This window comes from Citricoccus zhacaiensis (genome assembly GCF_014645315.1).
GTDB classification, from domain to species: domain Bacteria; phylum Actinomycetota; class Actinomycetes; order Actinomycetales; family Micrococcaceae; genus Citricoccus; species Citricoccus zhacaiensis.
On sequence record NZ_BMLQ01000009.1, the window covers coordinates 1 to 26151 of the forward strand.

Annotated in this window: 25 protein-coding genes; 10 read left to right on the forward strand and 15 right to left on the reverse strand. The window is 67.5% G+C overall.

Annotated elements, in window-relative coordinates; translation table 11 throughout:
- A partial coding sequence (locus IEX49_RS13790; protein WP_188806747.1) for an integrase core domain-containing protein occupies nt 1-116 on the forward strand: 116 nt, incomplete at its 5' end.
- A 19-nt stretch (nt 117-135) separates the two neighbouring features.
- Here the strand turns inward: IEX49_RS13790 and IEX49_RS13795 are convergent.
- The 3 genes from IEX49_RS13795 to IEX49_RS13805 all read right to left on the reverse strand — a co-directional run bounded on the left by IEX49_RS13795 (nt 136) and on the right by IEX49_RS13805 (nt 2747).
- Nucleotides 136-963 (reverse strand): SOS response-associated peptidase, encoded by an 828-nt coding sequence (locus IEX49_RS13795; protein ID WP_188806748.1) that lies wholly within the window; start codon nt 961-963, stop codon nt 136-138.
- Between the two features lie 48 nt (nt 964-1011).
- On the reverse strand, nt 1012-1722 hold the full coding sequence (locus IEX49_RS16920; protein ID WP_229672715.1) for a PKD domain-containing protein: 711 nt from the start codon (nt 1720-1722) through the stop codon (nt 1012-1014).
- A gap of 341 nt (nt 1723-2063) precedes the next feature.
- Entirely contained in the window at nt 2064-2747 is a 684-nt protein-coding gene (locus IEX49_RS13805; protein ID WP_188806749.1) for a DUF6318 family protein, read from the reverse strand.
- A gap of 325 nt (nt 2748-3072) precedes the next feature.
- Here IEX49_RS13805 and IEX49_RS13810 point away from each other — a divergent pair, with 325 nt between their 5' ends.
- From IEX49_RS13810 to IEX49_RS13820, 3 genes are read left to right on the forward strand one after another with little or no spacing between them, the layout of a single operon-like run.
- Nucleotides 3073-4164 carry an S-(hydroxymethyl)mycothiol dehydrogenase gene (locus IEX49_RS13810; protein ID WP_188806750.1) on the forward strand — a complete coding sequence of 364 codons (1092 nt, stop codon included), beginning with the start codon at nt 3073-3075 and terminating at the stop codon, nt 4162-4164.
- Nucleotides 4164-4811, forward strand: coding sequence for an MBL fold metallo-hydrolase (locus IEX49_RS13815; protein WP_188806751.1), 648 nt, complete (start codon nt 4164-4166; stop codon nt 4809-4811). Before IEX49_RS13810 ends, IEX49_RS13815 begins: the two co-directional genes overlap by 1 nt.
- Nucleotides 4812-4867: 56 nt before the next feature.
- Nucleotides 4868-5488, forward strand: a complete 621-nt coding sequence (locus tag IEX49_RS13820) for a uridine kinase (protein ID WP_188806752.1) — start codon at nt 4868-4870, stop codon at nt 5486-5488.
- A 127-nt stretch (nt 5489-5615) separates the two neighbouring features.
- On the opposite strand, the gene IEX49_RS13825 is transcribed toward IEX49_RS13820, so the two are convergent.
- From IEX49_RS13825 to nrdH, 7 genes are all read right to left on the reverse strand, one after another.
- Entirely contained in the window at nt 5616-6398 is a 783-nt protein-coding gene (locus IEX49_RS13825; RefSeq protein WP_188806836.1) for a lipoate--protein ligase family protein, read from the reverse strand.
- Between the two features lies 1 nt (nt 6399).
- Nucleotides 6400-7266: a thioesterase family protein gene (locus IEX49_RS13830; RefSeq protein ID WP_188806753.1), complete on the reverse strand. Its 867-nt coding sequence runs from the start codon at nt 7264-7266 to the stop codon at nt 6400-6402.
- Between the two features lie 50 nt (nt 7267-7316).
- The gene (locus IEX49_RS13835) at nt 7317-10361 is read right to left on the reverse strand and encodes an S-layer homology domain-containing protein (RefSeq protein WP_188806754.1); all 3045 of its coding nucleotides are present in this window, start codon (nt 10359-10361) and stop codon (nt 7317-7319) included.
- A 278-nt stretch (nt 10362-10639) separates the two neighbouring features.
- Nucleotides 10640-11614 carry a class 1b ribonucleoside-diphosphate reductase subunit beta gene (gene nrdF / locus IEX49_RS13840; RefSeq protein WP_188806837.1) on the reverse strand — a complete coding sequence of 325 codons (975 nt, stop codon included), beginning with the start codon at nt 11612-11614 and terminating at the stop codon, nt 10640-10642.
- A 132-nt stretch (nt 11615-11746) separates the two neighbouring features.
- Nucleotides 11747-13915, reverse strand: coding sequence for a class 1b ribonucleoside-diphosphate reductase subunit alpha (gene nrdE, locus IEX49_RS13845; protein ID WP_188806755.1), 2169 nt, complete (start codon nt 13913-13915; stop codon nt 11747-11749).
- Nucleotides 13912-14382: a class Ib ribonucleoside-diphosphate reductase assembly flavoprotein NrdI gene (gene nrdI / locus IEX49_RS13850; RefSeq protein WP_188806756.1), complete on the reverse strand. Its 471-nt coding sequence runs from the start codon at nt 14380-14382 to the stop codon at nt 13912-13914. Before nrdI ends, nrdE begins: the two co-directional genes overlap by 4 nt.
- A gap of 16 nt (nt 14383-14398) precedes the next feature.
- On the reverse strand, nt 14399-14644 hold the full coding sequence (gene nrdH / locus IEX49_RS13855) for a glutaredoxin-like protein NrdH (RefSeq protein WP_188806757.1): 246 nt from the start codon (nt 14642-14644) through the stop codon (nt 14399-14401).
- A 536-nt stretch (nt 14645-15180) separates the two neighbouring features.
- On the opposite strand from nrdH, the gene IEX49_RS13860 reads away from it, so the two are divergent.
- Nucleotides 15181-15555 carry a cupin domain-containing protein gene (locus tag IEX49_RS13860; protein ID WP_188806758.1) on the forward strand — a complete coding sequence of 125 codons (375 nt, stop codon included), beginning with the start codon at nt 15181-15183 and terminating at the stop codon, nt 15553-15555.
- Here the strand turns inward: IEX49_RS13860 and IEX49_RS13865 are convergent.
- Nucleotides 15518-17113 (reverse strand): dihydrolipoyl dehydrogenase family protein, encoded by a 1596-nt coding sequence (locus IEX49_RS13865; protein ID WP_188806759.1) that lies wholly within the window; start codon nt 17111-17113, stop codon nt 15518-15520. The genes IEX49_RS13860 and IEX49_RS13865 overlap by 38 nt on opposite strands.
- 131 nt (nt 17114-17244) lie before the next feature.
- Between IEX49_RS13865 and poxB the strand changes: the two genes are divergently transcribed.
- Nucleotides 17245-18966 carry a ubiquinone-dependent pyruvate dehydrogenase gene (poxB, locus tag IEX49_RS13870; RefSeq protein ID WP_188806760.1) on the forward strand — a complete coding sequence of 574 codons (1722 nt, stop codon included), beginning with the start codon at nt 17245-17247 and terminating at the stop codon, nt 18964-18966.
- A 19-nt stretch (nt 18967-18985) separates the two neighbouring features.
- Complete coding sequence (locus IEX49_RS13875) at nt 18986-19237, forward strand: NINE protein (RefSeq protein ID WP_159550784.1); 252 nt, start codon at nt 18986-18988, stop codon at nt 19235-19237.
- A 38-nt stretch (nt 19238-19275) separates the two neighbouring features.
- Here IEX49_RS13875 and IEX49_RS13880 read toward each other — a convergent pair whose 3' ends face one another.
- A complete protein-coding gene (locus IEX49_RS13880; protein ID WP_188806761.1) occupies nt 19276-20073 on the reverse strand; it encodes an IclR family transcriptional regulator in 798 nt (265 codons plus the stop codon).
- Between the two features lie 48 nt (nt 20074-20121).
- On the opposite strand from IEX49_RS13880, the gene IEX49_RS13885 reads away from it, so the two are divergent.
- Nucleotides 20122-21468 (forward strand): MFS transporter, encoded by a 1347-nt coding sequence (locus IEX49_RS13885; protein ID WP_159550780.1) that lies wholly within the window; start codon nt 20122-20124, stop codon nt 21466-21468.
- A gap of 31 nt (nt 21469-21499) precedes the next feature.
- Here IEX49_RS13885 and IEX49_RS13890 read toward each other — a convergent pair whose 3' ends face one another.
- The 3 genes from IEX49_RS13890 to IEX49_RS13900 all read right to left on the reverse strand — a co-directional run bounded on the left by IEX49_RS13890 (nt 21500) and on the right by IEX49_RS13900 (nt 24456).
- A complete protein-coding gene (locus tag IEX49_RS13890) occupies nt 21500-22351 on the reverse strand; it encodes an SMP-30/gluconolactonase/LRE family protein (protein ID WP_188806762.1) in 852 nt (283 codons plus the stop codon).
- Nucleotides 22352-22597: 246 nt separating this feature from the next.
- Complete coding sequence (locus tag IEX49_RS13895) at nt 22598-23242, reverse strand: response regulator (RefSeq protein ID WP_188806763.1); 645 nt, start codon at nt 23240-23242, stop codon at nt 22598-22600.
- A complete protein-coding gene (locus tag IEX49_RS13900; RefSeq protein WP_229672717.1) occupies nt 23239-24456 on the reverse strand; it encodes a sensor histidine kinase in 1218 nt (405 codons plus the stop codon). Before IEX49_RS13900 ends, IEX49_RS13895 begins: the two co-directional genes overlap by 4 nt.
- A gap of 121 nt (nt 24457-24577) precedes the next feature.
- Between IEX49_RS13900 and IEX49_RS13905 the strand changes: the two genes are divergently transcribed.
- Nucleotides 24578-25363, forward strand: a complete 786-nt coding sequence (locus tag IEX49_RS13905; protein ID WP_188806764.1) for an ABC transporter ATP-binding protein — start codon at nt 24578-24580, stop codon at nt 25361-25363.
- Nucleotides 25363-26142 (forward strand): ABC transporter permease, encoded by a 780-nt coding sequence (locus IEX49_RS13910; RefSeq protein ID WP_188806765.1) that lies wholly within the window; start codon nt 25363-25365, stop codon nt 26140-26142. Before IEX49_RS13905 ends, IEX49_RS13910 begins: the two co-directional genes overlap by 1 nt.
- The last annotated feature ends 9 nt before the right edge of the window (nt 26143-26151 follow it).

The window sequence follows — 26151 nt, forward strand, 5'->3', positions numbered from 1 at the left end:
GCACAGCCGCTTACGAGTCCTGGCTGCATCACTACAATCACCACAGACCCCACACTGGCATCGACGGCAAGACCCCCTCAGCCCGCGTTCACAACGTCACGGGGAAGTACAGCTAGAGCTGGGAAACCCCAGCCGTCAGAGGAGGGACTCCAGGGGTTCGATGAGCTCCGGACCGTTGTTGCGGACGTTGCCGACAGCAGTGCCCACCTCATCCAGAGTCCAGGCAGACGCGGTCCGATAGGCCTGCTCCCGCACCTGAGCCACCAGAGCCTCGGCTGCCTCCGCGGACGGGAGCTTCACGGGATCCAACCAGGCGTCCAGGGTGTCCCGGTCCAGGGGCAACGGGAGCCGGTCGTGCAGTCCACCCAGCTGCTCGAGCGTGTCGAGACTCGCCTGGTTCATACCGTCCCGCCGGGCCGATTCGAGGTCAGCGGCATCGGGCGAGGGCCCCGTGAGGATGGTGCAGCTCAGCAGCCACCGCCCCGGGTCACCCTCCGGCACGGATTCGTCCTTCCACCACTCATAGAGTCCCGCGAAGTAGGTCGGCGAGCCGTCCGCGGAGTGGACGTAGAAGGGACGCTTCTTCGCAGACTTAGGCGCGCCCGCGTCCGGTTTGAGCCATTCGTAGTACCCGTCCACGGGGACGGCACAGCGGCGGGCCCTCACCGCGGAGCGGAACGTCGGTTTCTCCGTGACGGTTTCAGACCGCGCGTTGAACGCCCGCGAGCCGACGGACAGGTCCTTGGCCCACGGCGGGACCAGTCCCCACCGGGCCACGTGGATCTCCCGGCGCGTTCCGGCCACGGAGCCCGACGTCGGCACGGCACGTTCCAGCACCACGGCCACATCATCGGTGGGCGCCACATTCCAGTTCGGCGGCAACACCAGTTCCTCGTCGAGGTCCGCCCCCGAGTCCGCCACCAGGTCACCGATGGCCCTGGCCATCACATACCGTCCACACATGGCTTCAGTCTGCCGCAGCCTCTCGTCTGATGGTCAACCCGTCGGGGATCAGTCTTCGACGAAGGGGTTGCCGCAGGCCCAGCCTTGCGGGTTCTCGTGGCAGTCCTCGGCGACGTTCTTGGACGTGGACCGCCAGATGTCCGCGGTAACCGGCTCGCTCGGGACCTCGGCGGTGCCCGGGATCGCGATCCACGGGCCATCGTTGACGGAGAACTGCCCCCGGTAGGACGTGGTCAGCCCCACTGCGTATTGGCCGGTGTCCTCGTAAACGTGGCTGGTGGTGGTCTCTTGGTTGAACTCCACCTGCGGCCCACCCGGGTACGGATTCGACAGCGGCTCCGAGCCGTCCCCGTAGTCCCAGGTCCACTGCACCGGAACCGCCTGAATCGCCACCTGCTGACCCAACATCGTGGTGGTCAACGTCTGGTCCTCCTCGGTCGCGAAGAAATTCGTATTCCCACGAATCAAACCGAAGCCACCCGAGTCAGACTCGATCTCGGACGGGGCAATATCCAAAGCACGGAAATCAGCCAACGTCACCACCGGCATCGGCGGTCCCGCCGGAGTACCGGTCTGGCCGGCCGCCGGGTCCTCGACCACGGGTTCGGTGTCTGTAGAACAGAACGGCGAGCCCGTGCGTTGAAGAGTGTTGAGGTCACTTGCCCGGTACGCTGCGCGGATCAGCCACTGGCCGTCGGGCCCACATGCCGACTCTTCGGCCCCGAGGCAATCAACCATCGACACGCCTTCAATGTCCATGCAGTAGACCTGAGAGATCACAATCGTCCGATTCGGGTCCGGACCGATCGATGCATCCGAGGTGTTCGCGTCATCGGACGAGGCGACGGTCTTCTCAGACGGTTCCGGGGAAGGTTCGCTACCCCCACCGCCTCCTCCACCACTCTGTACTTTCGGGTTGCAGCCCTTTCCTGCCTGAACGCCGAAAGAGGTCTCATGGGAAACCAATGATGAACTATGAGAGTGGGTACAAGTGTCGGCCCAAGCCGGAGAAGCGCTCCCCAACCCGATGGCCTGGAGCATCAACGTCAGGGCCAAAGCAACGAAGACTCCGATTGACAACCGACTGGAAGCAGACATCGTCACTGCCCCTGAGCGTTAAGTTCGTCTAGCACCCAATGACCACGGTCATCGTCAAAAGTCAGGGCTGCTACCCATGAATCGTCTTCAGTCTCGCCACCAGAGGCCTCAGGGACGTGCTCTCCGTTTGAACGAAATAGATCGACGGCCGACTCCGAAGAGAGAAACGCAGTCGTTCCGCCTCCATGATCTGGATCCAGTTTCGTAAATTGCATCTCAATCTCTGCTGGCCCCGTGACCACCCAACTTCCAGCCTCGTAAATGTCCGTCAGCCGTACGACCTGGTCCGCGCAGAAGGCGCATTCTTCCGCGGAGACGTTTTTCATCGGCTCAGCGTCGCCAGTCTCGCGGAGATAGAAACTGGTTTCCCACCAGAACTCGACGGCCGCTTCGAGCCCCTCTTCCGTTGGTTCCTTCGCCGCTTCGGGCATCTCAGGTACCGGCACGTTCTTGGCCGGAGAGGTCTCGGTCGCCGGCTCATACGATCCCGAGGCGGACGAACTCGGCGATGCACTCGACGAGCCATCGGATGAGGCAGATTCACTCGACACCGCCGTGGCACTCGGCGTAGCAGGGGACGACTCCCCCTCTCCCCCGTCACCGGAACACCCGGTCAACGCCAAACCCACGGCCATGACACCGGCCAGGCCAGCCAGTCGGACAGGACGATTCACCGGATCGGTCATGCAGACCCCTCCCTCAGGGCCACAGGGCCACCGACCACGAACCCGGAAACCAACTCATTCCCAGACGAGGCAGTACGCCGTCCCCACGGCTTGCCAACACGCATCAACACTGCAACCCAACCAGATCCCGCCTGCCAGGCTCCCGACCAGTCTAAACAGACCCCCATGAACCACGTCACAGATATCCACAACGCAAATCCGAGGCCTTCGGATACGTCTCACAGGGAACCTGCCACCCATGCCGCGCCAGATGTGATGGGATGGATCCGAAACCACCCACGAGTCGGAGCCCTGCCTCACCACGGGCCCCGGAAGGAGCAGCACCGTGCCTCAGAAGGTCCAGGCGGTCGTCGCCACGGCGAAGGACGCCCCCGTCAGCATCGAGACCATCGTCATTCCGGATCCGGGTCCGGGTGAAGCCGTCGTCGACATCCTCACCTGCGGCGTGTGCCACACCGACCTGCACTACGTCCAGGGCGGCATCGGTGACAACTACCCCTACCTGCTCGGCCACGAGGCCACCGGTGTCGTCTCCCAGATCGGTGAGGGCGTCACGGACGTGGCCGTCGGTGACAAGGTCATCCTCAACTGGCGGGCCGTCTGCGGTGAGTGCCGCGCCTGCAAGAAGGGCCAGCTCCAGTACTGCTTCAACACCCACAACGCCACCCAGAAGATGACGCTCGAGGACGGCACCGAGCTCGATCCGGCACTGGGCATCGGCGCCTTCGCCGAGAAGACCCTGGTCGCCGCCGGCCAGTGCACCAAGGTCGAGGGCGTCTCCGATGAGCAGAACGCCGCTGCCGGACTGCTCGGCTGCGGCATCATGGCTGGCATCGGCGCAGCGATCAACACCGGCGAGGCCAAGCGTGGCGAGTCCGTGGCCGTCATCGGATGCGGCGGCGTGGGCACTGCCGCCATCGCCGGAGCCAAGCTGGCCGGGGCCACCACCATCATCGCCGTGGACCTCGATCAGCGGAAGCTGGACAAGGCCGTCGAGTTCGGAGCCACCCACACGGTCAACTCCAAGGACCAGGACGCCGTCGAGGCCATCCAGGCCCTCACCGGAGGATTCGGTGCCGATCTCGTCATCGACGCCGTCGGCCGTCCCGAGACCTACAAGCAGGCGTTCTACGCCCGCGACCTGGCCGGCCGCGTCGTCCTCGTCGGCGTCCCGACGCCGGAGATGCAGCTGGAACTGCCCTTGCTGGACGTCTTCGGCCGCGGCGGATCCCTGAAGTCCTCCTGGTACGGCGACTGCCTGCCCTCCCGGGACTTCCAGATGCTGATCGACCAGTACAACCTGGGCCGCCTCGACCTGGATGCCTTCGTCACCGAGACCATCGGCCTCGGCGACATCGAGTCCGCGTTCGCGAAGATGCACTCCGGTGACGTCCTTCGCTCGGTGGTGGTGCTCTGATGGCTCGCATCAACAAGATCGTCACCTCCGGCACCTTCTCCCTGGACGGCGGCACCTGGGAGGTGGACAACAACGTCTGGATCGTCGGTGACGACGAGACCTGTGTGGTCATCGATCCCGCCCACGACGCCCTCGAGGTCCAGAAGGCCGTCAACGGACGTCAGGTCCTGGCCATCCTGCTGACCCATGGACATGACGACCACATCCGCGCCGTCCAGGTGTTCCGATCCCTCGTGGACGCCCCCGTGCTGCTGCACGAGGCCGACCGGATGCTCTGGGACACCGTCTACCCGGACCAGGCCCCTGACGGCACCATCACCGACGGCGAGACGTTCACCGTGGCCGGCATCCAGCTCACCGCGCTGCACACCCCGGGTCACTCCCCCGGCTCGGTCTGCTTCCACTCGCCGGAACTGGTCAGCGAGTCCGGAACCCAGGGCGTCGTCTTCTCCGGCGACACCCTCTTCCAGGGCGGACCGGGTGCCACCGGGCGGTCCTACTCGGACTTCGGTACCATCGTGGAGTCGATCAAGAACCGGCTGTTGACGCTGCCGGACGAGACCACGGTCAACACCGGCCACGGGGACTCCACCACGATCGGCGCCGAAGCCCCGCACCTGCAGGAGTGGATCGACCGCGGTCACTAACCGCCGGGCCGGTTTCCCGCCAGGCGCCGCCAGTCTCTGACGGGAACACCGATTCTGTGAGCACCGCCTCCTCCGAACACCCTTCCGGAGGCCTCGTCCTGTTGGGCGGGGCCTCCGGTTCGGGCAAGTCCTATCTGGCCCGCACCTACGGCCGCCCGCACCTGCTGCTGGACTCCTTCTACCGGGAGATCTCCGAGGACCAGAAGGCCGACCCGCAACGGTCGTTCCCCCGCACCGCCTACGGTGAGATCGACTGGGACCACCCACGGACGTGGAATGCACGCGCCGCCGTGGATGCGATCATCGAACTCCGGGAGACCGGCCGCACCCGCGTGCCCGACTACTCCATCACCACGTCATCCATCACCGGCTACGTGGACCTCGAATTGGCCGGAGGACCGATCGTCGCGGAGGGCATCTTCGCCGCAGAGCTCCCCCGCATCCTCACCCGGCTCGGCGTCGACTTCCAAGCCTGGTACATCGACCAGCACCAGCTCACGACGGCGGCCCGCCGGTTGGCGCGCGACCTCGCCGAACGCCGGAAGCCAGTCCCCTTCCTCGTCCAGCGAGGCTGGTCCCTCCTCCGCAAGGAGCGGGAGATCCGCGACCACTACCTGGAAGCCGGCTTCACGCCGGTGCCGAAGGGCGAACTGCATCGGCGTCTCGCGGCGCGCTGACGGCGCGGTGCCAACGCCGCCGCGGACCACAGCGGTGGCCTACTCAGACTGACTACCGAGACGAACCACCGAGATGAAGCCGGCGAACCTCCGGACGGCTGACCCGATGACCGACTGACCGGATGATCTAGCGTGGCGGAACCGTCCGGAGCAGGTCAGCCCAGGGCCGGTCCTCGACGGGCTGGTAGGCCGCGCGCAGTCCAGCGGCGAACGTCTCCACATCCAGCCCCGGCACCGCGTCCGTGGCCGCTCCCGCCGTCGCCGGATCCCAGTCCAGGCCGAGTGCCTCGTAGACATCCACGAGCACGGCCCGGATCGGCGCGGGATCCTCCACCACGACCGATGAGGAGAACAACCAGGCCCCCTTGACGACCCGCTGCGCCGTGCCCGCCAGCTTCACAGGTCCACGCTCGGCACCGCCCGGGCCGGGCGGCAACGGCGTGTGCACCGAGTACTCCCCCGGGCAATACTCCCCGGGGATCTCCCCGACGGCGGCCGGTACCCCAGCGTTCCGGAACACCCGGGCGAACATCTCGCCGAACCCGGCGAAGCGGTCCTGGAACCCCTGCATCGCGTCCTGGTCACGCTGGAGGTGATCCACCACCACGCTACCCTCGTGATAGGCCGCGGCCCGACCGCCCGCACGCCGGACCACGGGTGCGAAGCCGTGGGCACGGCACGCCTGCTGGGCTCGAGCGAAACCGGGCAGCCGGGTGTCCCGCTGGCCGAAGGCCACGGTGGGGGCGGGGCGGTAGAGGCGGACCATCGGGGAGGTGATCACGCCGTTCTGGGTGGCACGGAGCAGCGTGATCCCGTAGTCCAGATCCTCTGCCGGGCCCAGCGATGGCCCCTGCCGGGTCCACTGCAGCACGACCGGCGGAGCCGCGTGCCGAGCCGACGGCTGGACCATCTCAAGCATCGGCGGACGGGACCTTCCGCACCGTCTGGATCTGTTCGGATCGCCCGAACGGGCCCCGTTCGTCATGGAGGATGGAGGAGGTCAGGCCGATCCCGTCCGAGCCCATGTTCGAGGTGGTCGCATAACCCAGCCACGGACCCACGGGGTCGCGGTAGAGGTGGATCTGCAGGTCGACGTTCGGGAAGCCGTAGCCGCCAGGTCCGGCGTCCAGCACGGGGGCGACCCCGTTGGCGGTGTCCGCCATCCCCATCAGCCGGACGAGGTCACTGGTCGGCTCCCCCGCGATCATGTCCACCGCAGTGGTGGACCAGCAGCGCCCATGCCCGGGGGCGTGATCCGGGGCCACCCGCATCTCCAGCGACTTGATGTAGCCACCGGGCCACCGCTGTTCCATCGCGGAGAACGGTCGGCTCTGAGCCACCGAGGTGAGGGCGGAGTCGTTCGTGAGAGCCACGTCGGCCGTGTCCGAGGTGACGAGGCGCCAGGCACGGGCCACCAGGACGGCACGCCCCTGGGCCACCAGGGTCGACTCCACCAGTTCGATGGTCCTCCCGGGGCGCACGGTGCGGGTGGTGACCGTCAGGGGCCCGTAGTGCAGTGTCCCGAGGATCTCGAAGGACAACCGGGCCAACCGCAGCTCGGGACGCGGATCGTGGGCCAGGATCTCTGCCGTCATCAGTCCGGAGACCGGGGCCATGTGGAGCTCATCGTCACGCCACGTGCCCTGGGCGTGGACCAGCGAGTCGAACTCCGAGGTACGCACCCCGTCCACCACGCTGGGAGGCGAGGTCCGCTGAAAGTTGGCGCCGACGTCGTGCCCCTCGATGCCGGAACCGCCGGCCATGGTGGTGGAAGTCATGCCCTCCATCCTGCCAGAACCGTGCCGTGGCACCCGGTTGCCCGCGGCCGCTACCGGCCCTGGTCGAACCGGTAGAGGATCCGGGCGACCTCACCGCGGGTGATGGACTGGTGCTGACGGAAACTGCCGTCCGTATATCCGGTGGTGAGTCCAGCGTTCTTCATCCAGGCGATCGCGGCGTGGTGGGTGCTGCCCACGGGCACGTCCTTGAAGGACTTGCTCTTCGGCGCGGCCCCCTTCGGCTTGGCCGCCCGGTACAGGAAGGACGCGAATTCACCGCGGGTGACATTGTCATAGACGCCGAAAGCCCCGTCGGCGTGACCACGCGCGACGTTCGAGTCCTTGGCCCAGCTGATGGCGCCGTAGAAGCTGTTGCTCTTGACCACGTCCTTGAACGGCTGCTTCGCCGCGGGGGTGTGCTTCGGGTCCAGGTAGCGGTACAGGAAGGCGACCGACTCTCCGCGGCTGATGCTGCGGCCCGTACGGTACGTGTTGTCCCCCGCGTAGCCGGTCGAGACCCCGCTCCACTTCATCCAGTCCACCGCCTGGAAGGCCGCGTCATCGCTGGTGATGTCGGAGAAGGTGGCGTCGCACCGACTGGCCGTCATGGCCAGGTCCTGCGTCTGTCCCGATCGGGTCAGGGCCACCGAGGTGTACGTCACCGTGGCATTGTTCTCCAATTCCAGGCGGATGTTGGAGCCCTGGCCCACGGAGACGGCACAGACGGTCGGCCCGCCGGCCCTGATCTGCAGGCGTCCGGCTCTCTCTCCTCCGCGTTCCACGCGGATGTTGGCCGTGCCGGAAGCCACCTGGGCGGTCACAACGACACGATCAGCCTGGCCGGCGTTCTCGATCCGGATGGCCTCGCCCTTGGCGTCGGCCTGAATGGTGCCGGAGCCCTTCGTCGTGCCGTTGCCGTAGAAGATGTCATCATCAGCCCAGCTCAGAGGTGCGGTGTGCTGGCCGAGGTACCGCTGGGCGCCGGCCACTCCGCCGCGGAGGGCCCGGACGGCGTACTGGGCTGTCTCACCGGGGGTGTTGGACAACTGCGTGCTCGTGCCCGTCACGGTCTTGCCGGCAATCCACGTCTGGTTGGACACCGCGCCGCCGCCCTGCGGAACCGCGCGGTACATGATCTGGTAGTGATCCGCACCGGAAACGGCGTTCCAGCGAGCGGTGGCCTGCGCACCCGGGCTGCTCACCCGGTAGTGGTTGGACGGCAAGGACGGTGTTCCGGGCTTCTCATTGGCCTGGGCCGCGGCCACCAGGCGGTCCACATTCTTGCGAATGGTCGGCAGCTGGGCATTCAGGTACCGTCCCGGGCAGGCGGTGGTATTGGTGACCCTGTGCCCCAGAATGGTGGGAACGGTGACCCTGGTGCCATCACTCCAGCGGGCACTGCTCTTGCCCCGCTGGGTCAACGTGACCGTGGCTGTCGGGTCGACGTCATACCGGTAGGCCTGCCAGGCGAGCACCTTCTCGATGGACCGCACCATGGGTGCCGGGGCCGAGGCGACGTCATAGTCGCCCATGGCGGAGATGCCGATGGTGTCCGAGTTGAACCCGCCAGCCTGGGCGCCCTGGACGGGCTTCTCGATCGATCCCCGGCGGCCCTGGAAGATGTTGCCGTACTTGTCCACCAGGAACTGGTAACCGATGTCACCCCAGTTCAGGGAGACCGCGTGGTACTTGAAGATGCCGCGGATCTGGGCGTAGGCGCCCGAGGCGGAGTAGTTGTTCGACCCGGCCGTGTGGTGCACGTACATGGCCTGGAGGTCCGTCGACGGGGTCCCCCAGTCCTGGACCACACTCTCGTCCGCCCCCCACTGCGCGCGGGTGATGATCTTCGGCTTGATCGCATCGGCCGAGGCGTTGGCTGTGGCGGTGGCCTGCGCGGTCCCGGTGATCAGTCCCTGCTGTTCGTGGATGGCGGGCCTGAAGGCCGAGTCGCTGCCCGTGCCGAGTGAAGCGGCCGGCACGGCGGTGGATCCCTGGGCGGACTGCGCCGATTCCTGGCTGGCCAGGCCGGCCTGCTGCTCGAGTTGCGCCAGGTCACCTGAGGCGACCGAGGCTGCCTCCAGCTTGCCGTCGGTCTCGGCCGTGCCCGGATCGATCAGTTCCAACTCCAGACCGGCCGGAACCTCGCCGTCCGCCGTGGTCACCCGGACCTGGATGGCATCGCCACCGCTGGAGATCAACGGCTCGGTGCCCACGCGGTCCGCATGGGGCGCCTCATCGCCGTCATGGATCTCCATGCTGTTCCAGTCGGTCCACTCCCCGGCCTCACGCACACGCAGGGACACCTCGGTGACCTGGTCCGTCTCCGTGATATCCCACGTCACGCCCGCGACGATGAAGTCCATGGTCTCCACCGGCCGGGTCAGGGTCGCGATCCTCTCAACCTCGACCTCCTGCGTGGACGAGATGGCACCGTCGAAGACGGAGTCGGTCAGTTCCTCGGCTTCGGGGGCGACCGGTGCCTCGGCGGCAGTGCCGGAGGTGGTGTCGGTGTCAGTGGCGGGGGCGGTGCCTGCGGCTTTGGCCTGCAGTTCCCGGAGCACGACGTCGGAGGGCTGGGACACGCTGGCCGGGGACTCCGGTGCGGTGCCCGACGCGGGCGTAGAACGCGCCGAGAGCGTCGAGGACATCAACGAGACCTCGGGCTCAGAAGCCTCGGACTCAGCGGCCGCCGACTCGGTGGCGGTTTCGCTGACCTCGGGTGCCGAGGACGCCGACGGCTCGGCGATGTCAGGCGTGTCCGTGACCGAGGGAGCCGGCGTGCTGTCAGGGGTTTGCGTCGCGTCAGGAGCCGGTGTCACCTCAGGGGTGTCCGGCACCTCGGGGAGGGCCTCAGGGTCGATGCCGCCGAGGGCGATGGACCGCTCCTCGGCCCCCTTGACCTCGGAGGCCACCTCACCTGACTCAATGGCCGGGTCAACGGCATTCTCGCTGGTGGCCGTGTCCACCACCGGAGCAGCAGTGGTGTCCGGCAGGACAGGCATGGCCGTGGCCGGAAGGACGGTGGTGGCGGTGAGCGTGAGTGCCAGTGCAGTGGCGGCACCGGCTTTCAGGACAGGGTGGAGCGTCCGGGACATATCAGTTTTTCCCTCAAGTGGTGCAGAGCGGTGGACGTGGACGTGGGTTTCCCCTCCACGCCACAGATATGTTATCAAGCGTTTATTGGCTTGTAATCACTTTTGTCCCTTTGGCCTCAGCCTTAACACAGAGTTCACTCCGTGGTTGGCGCTGATGACAAGCCAGAAGTTGATGACAGGCCAATACAAGACAAAGGGACACCGAGTCACCCTCAGGGGTGGACCCGGTGTCCCTTTGCGCGCCGTCGGTGGACGGCTGTCAGAGCTCTCCGCTGACCTTAGAAGTCCCAGTCATCGTCCTCCGTGGTTTCGGCCTTGCCGATCACGTAGGAGGAGCCGGAGCCGGAGAAGAAGTCGTGGTTCTCATCCGCATTCGGGGACAGCGCCGAGAGGATGGCCGGATTCACGTCGGTGACGGTGGAGGGGAACATCCCCTCGTAGCCAAGGTTCATCAGGGCTTTGTTGGCGTTGTAGTTCAGGAACTTCTTGACGTCCTCAGCCAGGCCGACGGAATCGTAGAGGTCATGGGTGTACTGGACCTCGTTCTCGTACAGTTCGAACATGAGCTCGAAGGTGTAGTCCTTGAGCTCCTGCTGGCGCTCCGCCGACTCTTTCTCCACCCCGCGCTGGTACTTGTAGCCGATGTAGTACCCGTGCACGGCCTCGTCGCGGATGATGAGACGGATCAGGTCTGCGGTGTTGGTCAGCTTGGCGCGGGAGGACCAGTACATGGGCAGGTAGAAGCCCGAGTAGAAGAGGAAGGACTCCAGGATGGTGGAGGCCACCTTCTTCTTCAGCGGATCGTCACCGTGGTAGTAGTCCAGGATGATCCGGGCCTTCCTCTGCAGGTTGGCGTTCTCCTGGGACCAACGGAACGCGTCGTCGATCTCCTTGGTGTTGGAGAGCGTGGAGAAGATCGAGGAATAGCTCTTGGCGTGCACCGACTCCATGAACGCGATGTTCGTGTAGACGGCCTCTTCATGGGTGGTCAGCGAGTCCGCGATGAGGGAGACGGCGCCCACGGTGCCCTGGATGGTGTCCAGCAGGGTCAGCCCGGTGAAGACCCGCATGGTGAGGGTCTTCTCGTCCTCGGACAGCGTGGCCCAGGACTGGATGTCATTGGACAGCGGCACCTTCTCCGGGAGCCAGAAGTTGGACGTCAGGCGGTTCCAGACCTCCACGTCCTTGTCATCCTGGATACGGTTCCAGTTGATTGCCTCGACGGTCTCGAGGGTCTTGACAGCGTCGGCCATCATCTCAGGTGTCGTCCTCACTTCAAGGGTGCAGTGCTGTGGGTGGTTCGTGGTTCAGCCGGACGGGCCGCCGGGAAGGCGACCCGCCCGGCCAAGGCTAGTGGTCGGCGTCGGGCCCGGAAGCCTGACGGGTCAGAGCATGCAGGAGACGCAGCCCTCGACCTCGGTGCCTTCCAGCGCGAGCTGGCGCAGGCGGATGTAGTAGATGGTCTTGATGCCCTTGCGCCAGGCGTAGATCTGGGCCTTGTTCAGGTCACGGGTGGTGGCCGTATCCTTGAAGAACAGGGTCAGGGACAGGCCCTGGTCCACGTGCTGAGTGGCGGCGGCGTAGGTGTCGATGACCTTCTCGTAGCCGATCTCGTACGCATCGTCGTAGTACTCGAGGTTCTCGTTCGTCAGGTAGGGAGCCGGGTAGTAGACGCGGCCCAGCTTGCCCTCCTTGCGGATCTCGATCTTCGAGGCGACCGGGTGGATCGAGGAGGTCGAGTTGTTGATGTAGGAGATCGAACCGGTCGGCGGCACGGCCTGCAGGTTCTGGTTGAAGATGCCGTGCTCCATGACGGAGGCCTTCAGCTCGCGCCAATCGGCCTGGGTGGGGATGGTCACGTTGGCACCGGAGAACAGCTCGGCGACCCGTGGGGTGGCCGGCTCCCAGACCTGTTCGGTGTACTTGTCGAAGAACGTCCCGGAGGCGTACGTGGAGTCCTCGAAGCCGCCGAACGTCGAGCCGGTCTCCATCGCGATGCGGTTGGAGGACCGCAGGGCGTGGAACAGCACCGTGTAGAAGTAGATGTTCGTGAAGTCGATGCCTTCTTCGGAGCCGTAGTGCACCCGCTCGCGGGCCAGGTAGCCGTGCAGGTTCATCTGGCCCAGGCCGATGGCGTGCGAGGAGTTGTTGCCCTGGACGATGGACGGCACCGAGTTGATCTCAGACATGGTGGACACTGCGGTGAGCGCCCGGATGGCCGTCTCGATGGACTTGCCGAAGTCCGGCGAATCCATGGTCTTGGCGATGTTCATGGACCCGAGGTTGCAGGAGATGTCCTTGCCCACGGAGGCGTAGGTCAGGTCCTCGTTGAACTCCGAGGCCTCGGAGACCTGGAGGATCTCGGAGCACAGGTTGGACATGGTAATCCGGCCCTTGATCGGGTTGGCCTGGTTCACCGTGTCCTCGAAGACGATGTACGGGTAGCCGGACTCGAACTGGATCTCGGCAAGGGTCTGGAAGAACTCGCGGGCGTTGATCTTGGTCTTCTTGATCCGCGCGTCGTCGACCATCTCGTAGTACTTCTCCGACACCGAGATCTCGGTGAACGGCTTGCCGTAGACGCGCTGCACGTCGTACGGGCTGAAGAGGTACATGTCCTCGTTCTTCTTGGCCAGCTCGAACGTGATGTCCGGGATGACGACACCCAGGGACAGGGTCTTGATGCGGACCTTCTCGTCCGCGTTCTCACGCTTGGTGTCCAGGAACCGGTAGATGTCCGGGTGGTGGGCGTGCAGGTACACGGCGCCGGCACCCTGGCGGGCACCGAGCTGGTTCGCGTAGGAGAAGGAGTCTTCGAGGAGCTTCATCACCGGGATGACGCCGGAGGACTGGTTCTCGATCTGCTTGATCGGGGCGCCGTGCTCACGGATGTTGGTGAGGGACAGCGCCACGCCGCCGCCGCGCTTGGACAGCTGCAGGGAGGAGTTGATGCTGCGTGCGATCGACTCCATGTTGTCCTCGATGCGCAGCAGGAAGCAGGAGACGAGCTCGCCGCGCTGGGCCTTGCCGGCGTTGAGGAAGGTCGGGGTGGCGGGCTGGAAGCGTCCGCCCACCATCTCCTCCACCAGGTCGATGGCGAGTTGCTCATCGCCCTGGGCCAGGTGCAGGGCCACCATGCAGACGCGGTCCTCGTAGCGCTCCAGGTAGCGATTGCCGTCGAAGGTCTTCAGCGCGTAAGACGTGTAGAACTTGAAGGCGCCCAGGAAGGTGGGGAAACGGAACTTCAGCCCGTAGGCGCGGTCCCAGAGACGCGTCCGGAACTCGGCGGAGTACTGCTCCAGCGTCTCGGCCTCGTAGTAGTCGTGCTCCACGAGGTAGGTCAGCTTCTCGTTCAGGTCGTGGAAGAAGACGGTGTTGTTGTTGACATGCTGCAGGAAGTACTGACGGGCCGCGGCATGGTCTGCCTCGAACTGGATCTTGCCGTCCGCACTGTAGAGGTTCAGCATGGCGTTCAGCTCGTGATAGCCCAGGTTCTGCCATGCCGCCGGCAGCTCCTTGGCCGACCTGATCATGTCCTGCTCGGTGATTGTCATCCCCAAAACCTTTCCAGTCCTTCGCGCACGGCCGTGACGTCCTCCGGCGTGCCCATGAGTTCGAATCTGTACATCAGGGGCACCTCGCACTTGTGCGCCACGATGTCCCCGGCGAGGCAGTAGGCCTCGTAGAAGTTGGTGTTCCCTGCGGCAATGACGCCCCGGATCAGATTCCGGTTCGACTTGACGTTGAGGAATTTGATGACCTGCTTCGGCACGGCTCCCTTGCCGTCTCCTCCGCCATAGGTCGGCAGGATGAGGACGAAGGGCTCCGTGGCCAGGAGGGTCGGCTCCTTGGTGATGATCGGCAACCGCGCCGCTTCACCCTCCGGCAGTTCCAGTTTGGAGACGAATCGGTGGGTGTAGCCGGAGGCGGAGGAGAAATAGATCAGGCGTGCGGCCGTCTGTTGTGGGGCCTGAGACCCCACAACACCTGTCGGTCTGCTGTCGCTGACCACGCTCGTCATGGTGACCTCGGGAACCTCAGGCCACCGAGGCGGCAGCGGCGGTGGCCAGCTCCTCGATCTTGTCCGGACGGAAACCGGACCAGTGCTCGGCACCCGAGATGACGACCGGGGCCTGCATGTAGCCCAATGACCGAACGCGCTCCAGTGCCTCGGCATCCTGGGACATGTCCACGGTCTCGTAGGCGATGCCCTTCTTGTCCAGGGCGCGGTAGGTGGCATTGCACTGCACGCAAGCCGGCTTGGAGTAAACGGTGACGGTCATGGTCATTCCCCTGTCCTCGGTTACCGCGTCCGGATTGCCGGACCGGCGGGCGTTTCTGCTCTGTGGTCTGTGTTCTTGCGTCATGGCCGCGAAATCCGTCCAGGACCTGTTCAACAGGCCCCGCTACCGTGGATTCCGGGTCTGCCCGGACTCTCCGGCGTGAAAAACCGCGCGGTCCGAACTGCTGACATCAATACTACATCTAGTGGTGACCGTATGGAACAACCACAAGATCCTGTCTTACATGGTTGAGATTAGTTTCCCCCAGTTCGTCCACAGGCAGTGTGGATGAACGGACTGTAAACACATCCACCCGGAACGCCGGAATCTCGCCGATCGACGGTTGCGAGCCGGAGAACGTCCACAGGGTGTGGACGCAGAGGCCCGGCGTTGTGCACAGATTCTTTCGACCCCGCACGGCGGCGTGTCCCGTCCACAGTGGCGGCGTGTCGGCACGGTGTCGCCACCGGCCGGCATCACGGACAGGACACGGCTAGCCTCAAAGCACCACAGGAGGCACCACAGAAGGGACTCCCATGCCCACACCAGAGACACCCCGCCGCCTGGTCAACACCCAGAACCTCGTCGCCCACGCCGCCCACGCCGACCTCGCCGCGGGCGCGATCTGGAAACTCGAGGAGCCGGTCCGGGAGCTCGATTCGAACATCATCGCGTTGCCGGCCGGTGATGGGATCGACGCGCACCAGGGCCCGGACAACGACGTGATGATCCATGTCCTCAACGGCTCCGGCACGCTGGGAACCGCAGAGGGAGACCTGGCCCTACGGCCCGGAGACCTCCTGTGGATGCCCCGGCGTTCGATGCGCCGCTTCACCGCGGGTGATTCCGGACTGATCTACCACACCGTCCACGTCAGGAAGCCGGGCCTGCTGCCGACTCTGCGCCGATGACGTCGCTGCCGAACTGGGCGACCGCGTCCCCGATGGACCGGTGCAGGGTGGGGTAGGCCCATGGGATCCGGGCCAGCTCGGCCAGCGGCACCCGGGCGTGGACGGCCACGGTGAGCGCCCCGAGGATCTCCCCGGCATGAGGGCCCACGACCGCCGCGCCGACGAGCACTCCCCCACTCGTCCCGGTCCCGGCTCCCGGCCCAGTCCCCACCCCCGTCCCCTTCTCGTCCGCATTCCCCTCCGCCCGAGCCACCAGGGTCAGGTGCCCTCGAACCTCGTCGATCCAGCCCCGGCTCGAGGCCCCGAGATCCACCCTCACCACGTGGACCTCCGAGGCATCGCCGCCCTGATGCTCCACGGCCTTCCGGGCCTCACCCTCAGAGAGCCCGACGGCGGCCACCTCCGGATCCGTGTACGTCACCCGGGGTACGGCATGCCGGGGGAAGGGGCGCGGAGCCGCTCCGGCCAGGAGCTGGTCCGCCACCACCGCCGCCTGGGCCATGGACGTGTGGGTGAAGGGGCCAACACCGGTCATGTCCCCGATGGCGTATCGGCCCGGCACGGGCTGCCCACCCTCCGCGGCCGCGCCGTCCAGGACGCGGCACCAGTCATCCACGTCCACGGGGTCCCGCGGCACCCGGCCGGTGGCCAGCAGCACTCGGTCCACGGTCAGCCGGTCCCCCGTGGTCAGCTCCAGGTCCACGGGGCCGGCCGAGGCCGGGATGCCGTGCGACGTCTCATACCGGGAGGCCTCCCCGGCCTGCACACCACTGATCTCCGTCCCCGTACGGACGTCGATCCCCTCGGACCGGAACCGCTCCGCCACCAGCTCGCCGGCCTCCGGGGCCTCGCCCGAGAGCAACCGTCCACCGCGCACCAGGAGGCTGACGCGGACCCCGAACCCGGTCAGCGCCTGCGCCAGTTCACATCCCACGGGCCCACCGCCCACGATGGCGAGGGAGGCCGGGAGTGTCTCCGCCGTCACCACGTCCCGGTGGGTCCACGTCACCGCATCCGGCAGGCCGGGCACCGGGATCCGCACCGATTCCGAGCCGGTGTTCAGGACCACCGCACGGCGGGCCGTCCAGGTCTGGCGCGCGCCGCCGTCGTTCGGGGTGACGGTGACGCTGGTGCCGTCTGAGGCCGGGCCGGTTGCGGGGCCTCCCGCGATCTCGGCCCGGCCGTGGACGAACGTCGCGCCGGTGCCGAGCAGCCGCTCCACGGCCACCCCGTCGTCCCAGTGGTCCGTGGCCTCCTCGCGGATCCGCTGCGCCACCCTCGCCCACGAGGCGTCCGCCCTTCGGGACTCGTGCAGCATCATCTTCGACGGGATGCAGCCGTAGTACGGGCATTCGCCGCCGACCAGGTGCTCGTCCACGGCCAGCACCGACCAGCCGCCGCGCGCCAGCCGTGCGGCGATGTCCTCCCCGCCGGGCCCGAGTCCGATCACGATGGCGTCGACCGTCCTGGACGCCGAGATGGACGTGACAGACGTGGCGGCGGGCGTGGGAATCGACGCCGGGATGGGAGTGGACGCTGGGGTGGAGGGGGAAGCCATGGGACCAGACTTCCATCAGCGCACCCCGGGTGGCGAGAGACAGTGAACCCGGCCCACGCCGAACGCGGGCGTCCGAGCCCGGCGACCGGACACCCTCCCCCTGAAGGCGTCCCGGCCCCTACGCTGAGCCCATGGTCACCGTTGCCGAGAACCTCATCCAGACCCTCTTCCTCAATGGCGTCAAGCGCATCTACGGCCTGCCCGGTGATTCGCTCAATGCCATCACGGAGTCCCTCCGGACCCACCCCGGGATGGAGTGGGTGCACGTGCGCCACGAGGAGACCGCGGCGTTCGCCGCCGGGGCCGAGGCCGAGATGACCGGAGATGTGGCGGTCTGTGCGGGCAGTTGCGGGCCGGGAAACCTGCATCTGATCAACGGGCTCTACGATGCCCAGCGCAGCCGTGTCCCGATGCTCGCGCTCGCCGCCCACATCCCCACGGAGGAGATCGGCACCACCTACTTCCAGGAGACCCACCCGCAGGAGCTGTTCCGGGAATGCTCCGTCTATGTGGAGTACGTGGCCGATCCGAAGCAGATGCCCCGCCTGCTGGAGATCGCCCTGCGCACCGCCATCGAGCAACGCGGCGTGGCGGTCCTGGTGATCCCCGGCGATGTCGCCTCGGCGGCCGCCCACGACGATCGCCGCACCCTCGTGCGGAAGGCCCGCTCCGCCGTCGTGCCCCTGCCGGACCAGTTGCAAGAGGCTGCCGGGATCCTCAACGCGGCGCGGAACGTCACCATTCTGGGCGGTGCGGGGACCGCGGGAGCGCACGCCGAGGTGATGCAGTTGGCCGAGCGGCTGGCCTCGCCGATCGTGCACGCGATGCGCGGCAAGGAACACCTGGAGTACGACAGCCCCTATGACGTCGGCATGACCGGCCTGCTCGGCTTCGCCAGCGGGTACAAGGCCATGTACGAGGCGGACGCCATCCTCATGCTGGGCACGGACTTCCCGTACCCGCAGTTCTATCCGGACGATGCCCGGGTGGTCCAGGTCGATCTCAGAGGCGAGCAGATCGGGCGCCGGCATCCCGTGGACGTTGCCCTGGTGGGTGGGGTCCAGGAGACGGCGGCCGCGCTGGTCCCGCTGCTGGAGCAGAAGAAGGGCAAGCACCTCGCGGACGCGCGGAAGCACTACGCCAAGACGCGTGCGAAGCTGGACGACCTGGCCACCCCGGCCCGGAAGGGCGCAGCGGTGCATCCGCAGTACCTGGCACGGCGGATCAGCGCGCTGGCGGCCGAGGACGCCGTGTTCATCCCGGACGTCGGCTCCCCCGTGGTCTACGCCGCCCGGTACCTGGAGATGAACGGACGACGCCGGCTGCTCGGCTCGTTCTCGCACGGCTCCATGGCGAATGCGGTCCCGCAGGCGATCGGCGTGCTGGCCCAGGATCGCGCCCGGCAGACCGTCACGCTCTCCGGCGACGGCGGGCTGACCATGTTGCTCGGTGACCTGCTCACGCTGGTGCAGATGAGGCTGCCGGCGAAGGTGGTGGTGTTCAACAACTCGTCCCTGAACTTCGTGGAGCTCGAGATGAAGGCCGCCGGGCAGCTGCCCTTCGCCACGAGCCTGGAGAACCCCGACTTCGCCGCCGTGGCCCGGGCCATGGGCATCAAGGGCATCCGGGTGGAGGACTCCGGTGACGTGGACGCGGCCCTCACGGAGGCCTTCGCGCACGACGGCCCGGCTCTGGTGGACGTGGTGACGGACCCGCAGGAACTCACCATTCCGCCGGCCATCCAGTTCGAACAGGCCAAGGGCTTCGCGCTGTACTCGCTCCGCACGGTCCTCTCGGGCCGCGGCGACGAGCTGTTCGACCTGGCGAAGACGAACCTGCGCCGGTTGTTCTAGTCCCGGCTAGGGTTGCCGGGTGGACCGTACGCCGAAGAACCTCATCCTCGCCTACGTCCTGTGTGTGGCCCTCGGACTGGTGGGGGCACACCGGTTCTACCTGGGGCATCGTGCGCTCGGCGTGGTGTACCCGGTCCTGACTGTGGCCGGCCTCGCCAGCGCTCCGTGGGGCATCGGGTTCGTGTTCGGCGGGATCGTGATCCTGCTGTGCCTGCTCGACCTGGTGCGCCTGCCCGGACTCGTCCGGCGGGCCGACGGCGGCCTCAACTAGGCAGTTCACCGTTGCGGGATGCGGCCCCTGCAGTGCGACTACCAGGTGGCGGCGACGAAGCCGTGCAGGTCGGCCTCCAACTCGATCCGTGAGCGCATCAGCTCAGCGACCAGGCCGGCGTCGAGAGCAGTACGCAAGCGGTCCCGGGGCACGGAGACGGTCATCCCGGCCACCGCTGCGCCCGAGCTGTCCCGGACGGCCACCCCGACCGCGCCGACGCCCTCCTCGGTGCCCTGATCGTTGATGGCGAAGCCGCGGATCCGGATCATCGCCAGTTCGGCGGCGAGCCGCGTGTGGGACCGCGCGTCGAAGGGACTGCCGACCAGTTCAGCCTGGTGGCGGTACAGCTGTTCGACCGTGGCCGGGTCCATCGTCGCGAGCAGGGCCTTACCGCCCGAGGCCGCGGCGGCCGGCAGGGCCACGCCCTGGCGGTCGCCCACTCGAACGGAGTGGTCCCCCTCCACGGAGGTCAGAAAACGAACCTCGGTGCCGGCACGGACCATCAGGTTGGCCGTCTCCCGCAGCCGGCCGGCCAGCATCTCCAGGTGCGGATAACTGCGGTGACGTAGCTCGGCCGTCCAGGGGACCCCCACCGGCGGCAGACCCAGGGCCGGGCCCGGGATGTAGCGACGGGAGGCGTCCTGGACGGCGTACCCGCGGTAGACCAGCATCGCCATGAGGCGGTGTGCCGTGGAGACGGAGACGCCCAACAGCCGGGCCGCAACACTGATGCGCACCCGGCCGTAGTCACGCACCATCTCCATCAGGGTCAGGGCGTGGTCCACGGAGTCGACGGGATACCTCGGCGACTGCCGCAGGGATGGCGTTTTCTGCACAGTAGATCATTTTGGCAGTGTTCCTGTGCTGAGGTTCACAGTAGATCTATGATCCAGAGCACATCCGCCTCGGACGCACCGTCCGTGGCGCCCCACCGACAGGCCGCCATCACCGTCCAGGGCTCACCGCAGGGCAGTGGGCTGTCCCGCCGCCAGGCCACCCTGGCCGTGGTGGTCTGCTGGCTCCTCGTGGTCTTCGATGGCTACGACCTCATCGTCTTCGGCACCGTCCAGACTTCGCTGCTGGAGAACACCGGCTGGGGCCTGGACAACGCCACCCTCGGCCTCATGGGGTCCATGGCGTTCGTCGGGATGATGATCGGCGCCCTGCTGGCCGGGCGGATGGCCGATTCCTGGGGCCGCCGCCGTACCATCCTGGCGTGCGCCGTCACCTTCTCGATCTTCACGATTCTCTGTGCCATCGCCCCGAGCGCCTGGGTCTTCGGAGCTTTCCGGCTGCTGGCCGGGATCGGCCTCGGCGGCCTGGTGCCCTCGGCCAACGCCATGGTGGCCGAGCTGGTCCCCGAACGCTGGCGCTCCTCCATCGCCACGTTGATGATGTCCGGCGTCCCGATCGGCGGTTCCCTGGCCGCCCTCATCGGCATCCCCCTGATTCCGGCCCTCGGCTGGCAGTCGATGTTCCTCGTGGCCGTCCTGGCCCTCGTCATCGTGGTCCCGATGGGCCTGGCCTACCTCCCCGAGACCCTGCCGTCCGAAGCCGCGGCCCGGGATCGCCCCGGCGCCTCACCGGCCACTGGCAAGGCGGCGAAGGCCGGCGGTTTCTCCCTGTTGCTCCGTGATCCCTTCCTGCTGGCCTCCATCATGTTCGCCCTGGCCACCCTGGCCACGCTGTTCGCCTGGTACGGACTCGGCACGTGGCTGCCGCGCGCCATGGAAGCCCAGGGCTATGACCTCGGCTCCGCCCTGACCTTCTCGCTGTCCCTGAACGTCGGTGCCGTTCTCGGCTCGATCGTCACGGCCTGGGCCGGCGACCGCTTCGGCGCTGTCCGCTCCAGCGTCATCGCCGCCGCTCTGGCCGGCGTGGCCCTGCTCGGCCTGTTGCTCTCCCCGCCCGTGTGGCTCGTGTACGTGATCTTGATGGTGGCCGGCGTCGGGACGCACGGCACGCAGTGCCTGATCATCGCCGCCGTGGCCAACCACTACCCGGGGCACCTGCGCGGCACGGCCCTCGGCTGGGCCCTGGGCGTGGGGCGCCTGGGTGCCGTGACGGCCCCGCTGGTGGCCGGTTTCCTGCTCGACGGCGGCTTCGGCGCCGGATCGATCTTCGTCGCCTTCGGCGTGGCAGCCCTGGTGGCGGCGGTGCTGCTGGTCGTCATCATCGCCCAGGGCAACGGCGGGCGCGGCGTCGGATCGCGCCAGGTCACGGCGAGCTGAATCGTCTGACAGAGTTCCACGGCCGGGGTCATCAGCCCGCGAACGGGCGCGTCGGGATTCCGGGCACCCCTACCTCCGCCACGAACAAGGCACCGGCCAGCGGGTCCGCATCGGTATCCACGTCTTCCTGCGAGGTGGTGATGAACAGCCGGTCCAGGTGCTCACCGCCGAAGGTGCAGGCGGTGGTCTTGGTGGCCGGCACCTCGATGACCTCGTCGAGGTGGCCATCCGGCCGGTACCGGTGGATCACGCCCTGGTCCACCACGGCCACCCAGACCCCTCCGTCGGCGTCCACGGTCAACCCGTCCGGCTGGCCGCCGCCGGGAATACGCACGAAGGTCCGCCGGCCGCTCAGGCCGGACTCGGTGTCATAGTCGAAGACCGAGACCAGACCGGTCGGCGTGTCGTTGTAGTAGGCCAGGGACCCGTCCGGGCTCCAGTCCAGCCCGTTCGAGTTGGTGACGCCGTCCAGGACCACATCGACCCGGCCGTCGGCATCCAGGCGGTAGAGGGAGGCAGCACCCGGCGTCTGGTCATACGCCATGGATCCGCAGTAGAACCGGCCGTCCGGATCGCAGGCGCCCTCGTTCATCCGCACGCCGGTCGAGGCCCACACCGGGGACAGGGTGGCGATGGAGCCGTCGGGCTCCTCCAGGGCGAAGCCCCGTTCGACGCCGATCACCGCGCCCCCGCCACGGCGTGGCCGCACCGCGGCGGCCACCGAACCGACGTGGTGGCGGGTCACCGTGTCCCCCGCGTCCCCGGACAGCGTGAGGATGTCCCCGGCCAGCATGTCCACCCAGCGCAGGCCTCCCCACTGCTCAGACCAGACCGGCCCCTCGCCGTGGTAGGCGACCGGGTCGGTGATCTGCTGGGCACGCATGGGGACCTCCTGTGTGGGGCAACGCGGAAGCGATGACGGGCGGACGGGAATGAGGGCTCACCCTCAGACAACCCCGTCGGCGTGCTGGGTGCAAGGGGTTCCTTCCGGTCCTCGAGCTCGAGGACCAGTTCCTCTGGTCGGCAGAGGTCGGCCGCATCCCGGATGCCGCGCATACGGGACCGGGTCACCCTGCTGGGCCTCGAGAATGCGGCGGGCGGGCCGATCTCGGTACTGAGCCTCCGCGGCCTACCGGAGCAGACCGTCCCGCAGGGCGCGGAGCACCGCGTTCGTCCGGTCCCGCGCACCCAGCTTCAGGAGGATGGTGGAGACGTGGTTCTTCACCGTGCCCTCGGCGAGAAACAGGGCCTGGGCGATCTGCCGATTGGGGTAGCCCTCGGCCATCAGCCGCAGCACCTCCTGTTCCCGGTCGGTGAGGTCCTGGGCGGGCACCGAAGCCTCCGGCGTGGGTACAGCGCCGGCGCGGATCGCCCGCAGCAACCGGTCGGTGATGGACGGGGCGATGAGCGTTCCGCCGTCCGCCAGGGTCTGCACCGCATAGGTGAGTTGTTCGACCGTCACGTCCTTGAGGAGATAGCCGCGAGCGCCGGACTGCAGGGCGTCCAGCACGAGGGTGTCATCGTCGAAGGTCGTCAGTACCAGCACGGGCACCTCGATCCCCCGGTCCCGCAGGTGCCGCAGGGTCCACAACCCGTCGTAGCGGGGCATCCGCAAATCCAGGAGCACGACGTCGGGCGCCTCCTGAGCGATCACCTCCAGCGCCGCAGCGCCGTCGTCCGCCTCCCCCACCACCTCGACGTGTGCGATGTCCAGGAGGGTTCGGATCCCGTGCCGCACGAGGGTCTGGTCGTCGACGACCACCACGCGGGTCATGCGGACGGCACCCGGGCGACGACGCGGAACCCCTGGCCCACGGGGTCGCGGCCACGAGCAGTGCTTCCAGTGCTTACAGTCCTTGCAATCCGTGGAGCGGCGGTTCCGAACTCCGCCGTGCCGCCCAGCAACTCGAACCGTTCTGCAATCCCCCGCAGCCCGTTCCCACCTGCGCCCGCGTCCCGGGGCCCACACCCGTCGTCCTCGGCCGCGAGCACCACATCCCCGCAGAGGCGACCGTCCCGGCCGTCCAGCCCCACCGTGATCCACAACCGGGTGGCGTCGGCGTGACGGAGGGTATTGGTGGTGATCTCCTGCACGGCACGGACAAGGGCCTCGGTGCGTGCCTCATCCAGGCTGATCTCCGGTTCCACGTCAAGCTCCACGTGGAGTCCGGGCAGGTCCGCCACCACCTCTTCCAGAGCCCGGGCCAGGTCGGTCGGTTCGGTGCGCAACTGCTCCACGGTGGCGCGCAGGTCCGCCAGCAGCTCCCGGGCCACGGATCCGGCCCGTTCGACGTGCTCCCTCTCCGGCCCCGGCGTCCGGTGCCTGGCCGCCTCCAATTCGAGGGCGAGAACGGTGAGCTGGTGACCGATCGTGTCATGCAGGTCCCGGGAGATCCGCAGCCGTTCGGCAGCGCGGGCGTTCACGGCCAGCACGGCGGAGGCCGCCCGCAGATCCACATGGGCCCGGGCCAGTTCGCGGCGCTGCCGTTGTTCACGGATCAGGGTCACGGTACTCAGCAGCGTCGCGACCTGGATCATCAGGTAGAACCCGAGGAACAGTCCGACCTCCATCAGGGCGGCGTCTGGGAGGGCGCCGTCCCCCGATGGCGCGGTTTCCTGCACGGCATCCACCGCGAGGACCACCGTGTTGATTCCGACCAGCGCGAACCCACCCCACACGGGCACCAGGTAGGCGCTGATGGCGGCGGTCAGCACGAGGAGGACATTCAGCAGTCCCATCCCCGGGGCGGTCAGCACCAGCACCCAGGAGAACACGACGGCGGCACAGAACCCGATCAGGTCCACCCGCCGTGCCATTCCGGACACGGCGGCGCCGAGGTTGAGCAGGAAGACCACGAACAGGCTGGTCCACAGGGTGCGGTCGATCGAGGGCTCGACGGCGCCGAGCAGGACCGGGGACGCCACGGCGATGGCGACGACCAGCATCGCCAGTCCCGACCAGATCTCATACCCGTACCGCTGGCTCATCTTCCGAGTCTAGAAGGGCGTGGGGTACCGGCGCCCGTGCCGATGGTCATGGGCGGTCGCCCACCACCATGATGACGGGCGGCACCTGTGCGCGCGGCTCGAGATGCCTAGCGTCAGGACCATGACGTCTCCAGCATCAGCACCGGCCATCCACGCCGAGAATCTGCGCAAGTCCTATCGCGGCAGGACCGCCGTGGACGACATCTCCCTGTCCGTTCAGCCCGGTGAGGTGATGGGCGTCCTCGGGGCCAACGGTGCCGGCAAGACCACCACCGTGGAGATGATCGCCGGACTGCGCACGCCGGAGACCGGCACCGTCCGCGTCCTCGGCCTCGATCCCCGGCACGAACGCGGTGCGGTGCGCCAAGTCCTCGGCGTCCAATTGCAGCAGTCCTACCTGCACGGGGCGTTGACCGTGGCCGAGCTCATGGACCTGTATCGCAGCTTCTACCCTGACCCGGTCCCGGCGGCGGAGCTCATCGACCGCGTGGGCCTTGCCTCACAGCGCCGGACCCGGTTCGAGAGGCTCTCCGGCGGCCAGCAACAGCGGGTGTCCATCGCGCTCGCCCTGGCCGGCCGCCCGCGCGTCGTGATCCTGGACGAGTTGACCACGGGACTGGACCCGCGGGCACGCCGACGGCTGTGGTCGCTGGTCGAACAGATGCGCGATGACGGCGTGACCGTGCTGCTCGTCAGCCACGCCATGGACGAGGTGGAGCACCTGTGTGACCGGCTCGTCGTGCTCGACGCCGGACGCGTCATCGCCCGCGGCACCCCCGGCGAGATCACCTCGGCCACCAGGACGCCCTCCTTGGAGGAGGCCTTCCTGGCCCTGACCGGCCGGGATATCGACGAGGACGACGACCGCCCAGCAGAGCGATCCGCCACGGAAGCAGAGGCCCACTGATGACAACCGACATTGTGCCCACACCGACGGCACGACGCCCCGGCCCGAAATCCTGGCTGGCCCTGGTGGGCGCCGAGGCGAAGATGGTCACCCGGGACACCTCCGGGCTCATCATCCCGCTGGGCCTTCCCCTCCTGATCCTGGTGATGAGCGCAGCTCCGGCCTCTCAGGAGGTCATCGTGAACGGACGTACCGCGCTGGACCTGTTCGTGCTGCCGCTGGTGCTGACCGTCATCATCGCGACGATCGGCATCATCAACATGCCCAGCTTCCTGGCGTACTACCGCCGCTCGGGCATCCTGCGCCGGCTGGCCGTCACCCCGGCGTCTCCGGCGATGGTGCTGGTGGCACAGGTGGTGGTGAGCCTGCTGCAGGCCGTGCTCGGAATGATTCTCGCCCTGGCGGTGGCGTTCTGGGGGTTCGGGGCGAACCCGCCCGCGCACCTGTGGGCCGGCGTCGGGATCTTCCTCCTGGCCCTGGCGGCCATGTATGCCCTGGGAATGATGGTGGCCGCCGTCGCCCCGACGCCGAACTCGGCTGTGGCGATCGGCCTGGTCCTGTTCTTCGCCTTCGGCGCCCTGGGCGGGTTGTTCGGTGGGGTGCAGATGCTGCCTGAGGCTCTGGCACCGCTGGCCGACTGGCTGCCGTTCGGAGCCGCGGTGCAGGCGTTGGGATCAGCCTGGGCCGGCGTCGCCCTCGAGCTGACGCACCTGATCAGCCTCGTGACCACCACGGTGGTCGGGACCGGGGTGGCGATCTGGCTGTTCCGCTGGGAGTAGGACTCCCGC

What these genes read in the sequence shown, in the direction of transcription:
- IEX49_RS13795 (WP_188806748.1), bottom strand. Translation starts at nt 963, where the DNA reads ATGTGTGGACGGTATGTGATGGCCAGGGCCATCGGTGACCTGGTGGCG.
- IEX49_RS16920 (WP_229672715.1), bottom strand. Translation starts at nt 1,722, where the DNA reads ATGGACATTGAAGGCGTGTCGATGGTTGATTGCCTCGGGGCCGAAGAG.
- IEX49_RS13805 (WP_188806749.1), bottom strand. Translation starts at nt 2,747, where the DNA reads ATGACCGATCCGGTGAATCGTCCTGTCCGACTGGCTGGCCTGGCCGGT.
- IEX49_RS13815 (WP_188806751.1), top strand. Translation starts at nt 4,164, where the DNA reads ATGGCTCGCATCAACAAGATCGTCACCTCCGGCACCTTCTCCCTGGAC.
- IEX49_RS13825 (WP_188806836.1), bottom strand. Translation starts at nt 6,398, where the DNA reads ATGGTCCAGCCGTCGGCTCGGCACGCGGCTCCGCCGGTCGTGCTGCAG.
- IEX49_RS13830 (WP_188806753.1), bottom strand. Translation starts at nt 7,266, where the DNA reads ATGACTTCCACCACCATGGCCGGCGGTTCCGGCATCGAGGGGCACGAC.
- IEX49_RS13835 (WP_188806754.1), bottom strand. Translation starts at nt 10,361, where the DNA reads ATGTCCCGGACGCTCCACCCTGTCCTGAAAGCCGGTGCCGCCACTGCA.
- nrdF (WP_188806837.1), bottom strand. Translation starts at nt 11,614, where the DNA reads ATGGCCGACGCTGTCAAGACCCTCGAGACCGTCGAGGCAATCAACTGG.
- nrdE (WP_188806755.1), bottom strand. Translation starts at nt 13,915, where the DNA reads ATGACAATCACCGAGCAGGACATGATCAGGTCGGCCAAGGAGCTGCCG.
- nrdI (WP_188806756.1), bottom strand. Translation starts at nt 14,382, where the DNA reads ATGACGAGCGTGGTCAGCGACAGCAGACCGACAGGTGTTGTGGGGTCT.
- nrdH (WP_188806757.1), bottom strand. Translation starts at nt 14,644, where the DNA reads ATGACCGTCACCGTTTACTCCAAGCCGGCTTGCGTGCAGTGCAATGCC.
- IEX49_RS13860 (WP_188806758.1), top strand. Translation starts at nt 15,181, where the DNA reads ATGCCCACACCAGAGACACCCCGCCGCCTGGTCAACACCCAGAACCTC.
- IEX49_RS13865 (WP_188806759.1), bottom strand. Translation starts at nt 17,113, where the DNA reads ATGGCTTCCCCCTCCACCCCAGCGTCCACTCCCATCCCGGCGTCGATT.
- poxB (WP_188806760.1), top strand. Translation starts at nt 17,245, where the DNA reads ATGGTCACCGTTGCCGAGAACCTCATCCAGACCCTCTTCCTCAATGGC.
- IEX49_RS13885 (WP_159550780.1), top strand. Translation starts at nt 20,122, where the DNA reads ATGATCCAGAGCACATCCGCCTCGGACGCACCGTCCGTGGCGCCCCAC.
- IEX49_RS13890 (WP_188806762.1), bottom strand. Translation starts at nt 22,351, where the DNA reads ATGCGTGCCCAGCAGATCACCGACCCGGTCGCCTACCACGGCGAGGGG.
- IEX49_RS13895 (WP_188806763.1), bottom strand. Translation starts at nt 23,242, where the DNA reads ATGACCCGCGTGGTGGTCGTCGACGACCAGACCCTCGTGCGGCACGGG.
- IEX49_RS13900 (WP_229672717.1), bottom strand. Translation starts at nt 24,456, where the DNA reads ATGAGCCAGCGGTACGGGTATGAGATCTGGTCGGGACTGGCGATGCTG.
- IEX49_RS13905 (WP_188806764.1), top strand. Translation starts at nt 24,578, where the DNA reads ATGACGTCTCCAGCATCAGCACCGGCCATCCACGCCGAGAATCTGCGC.
- IEX49_RS13910 (WP_188806765.1), top strand. Translation starts at nt 25,363, where the DNA reads ATGACAACCGACATTGTGCCCACACCGACGGCACGACGCCCCGGCCCG.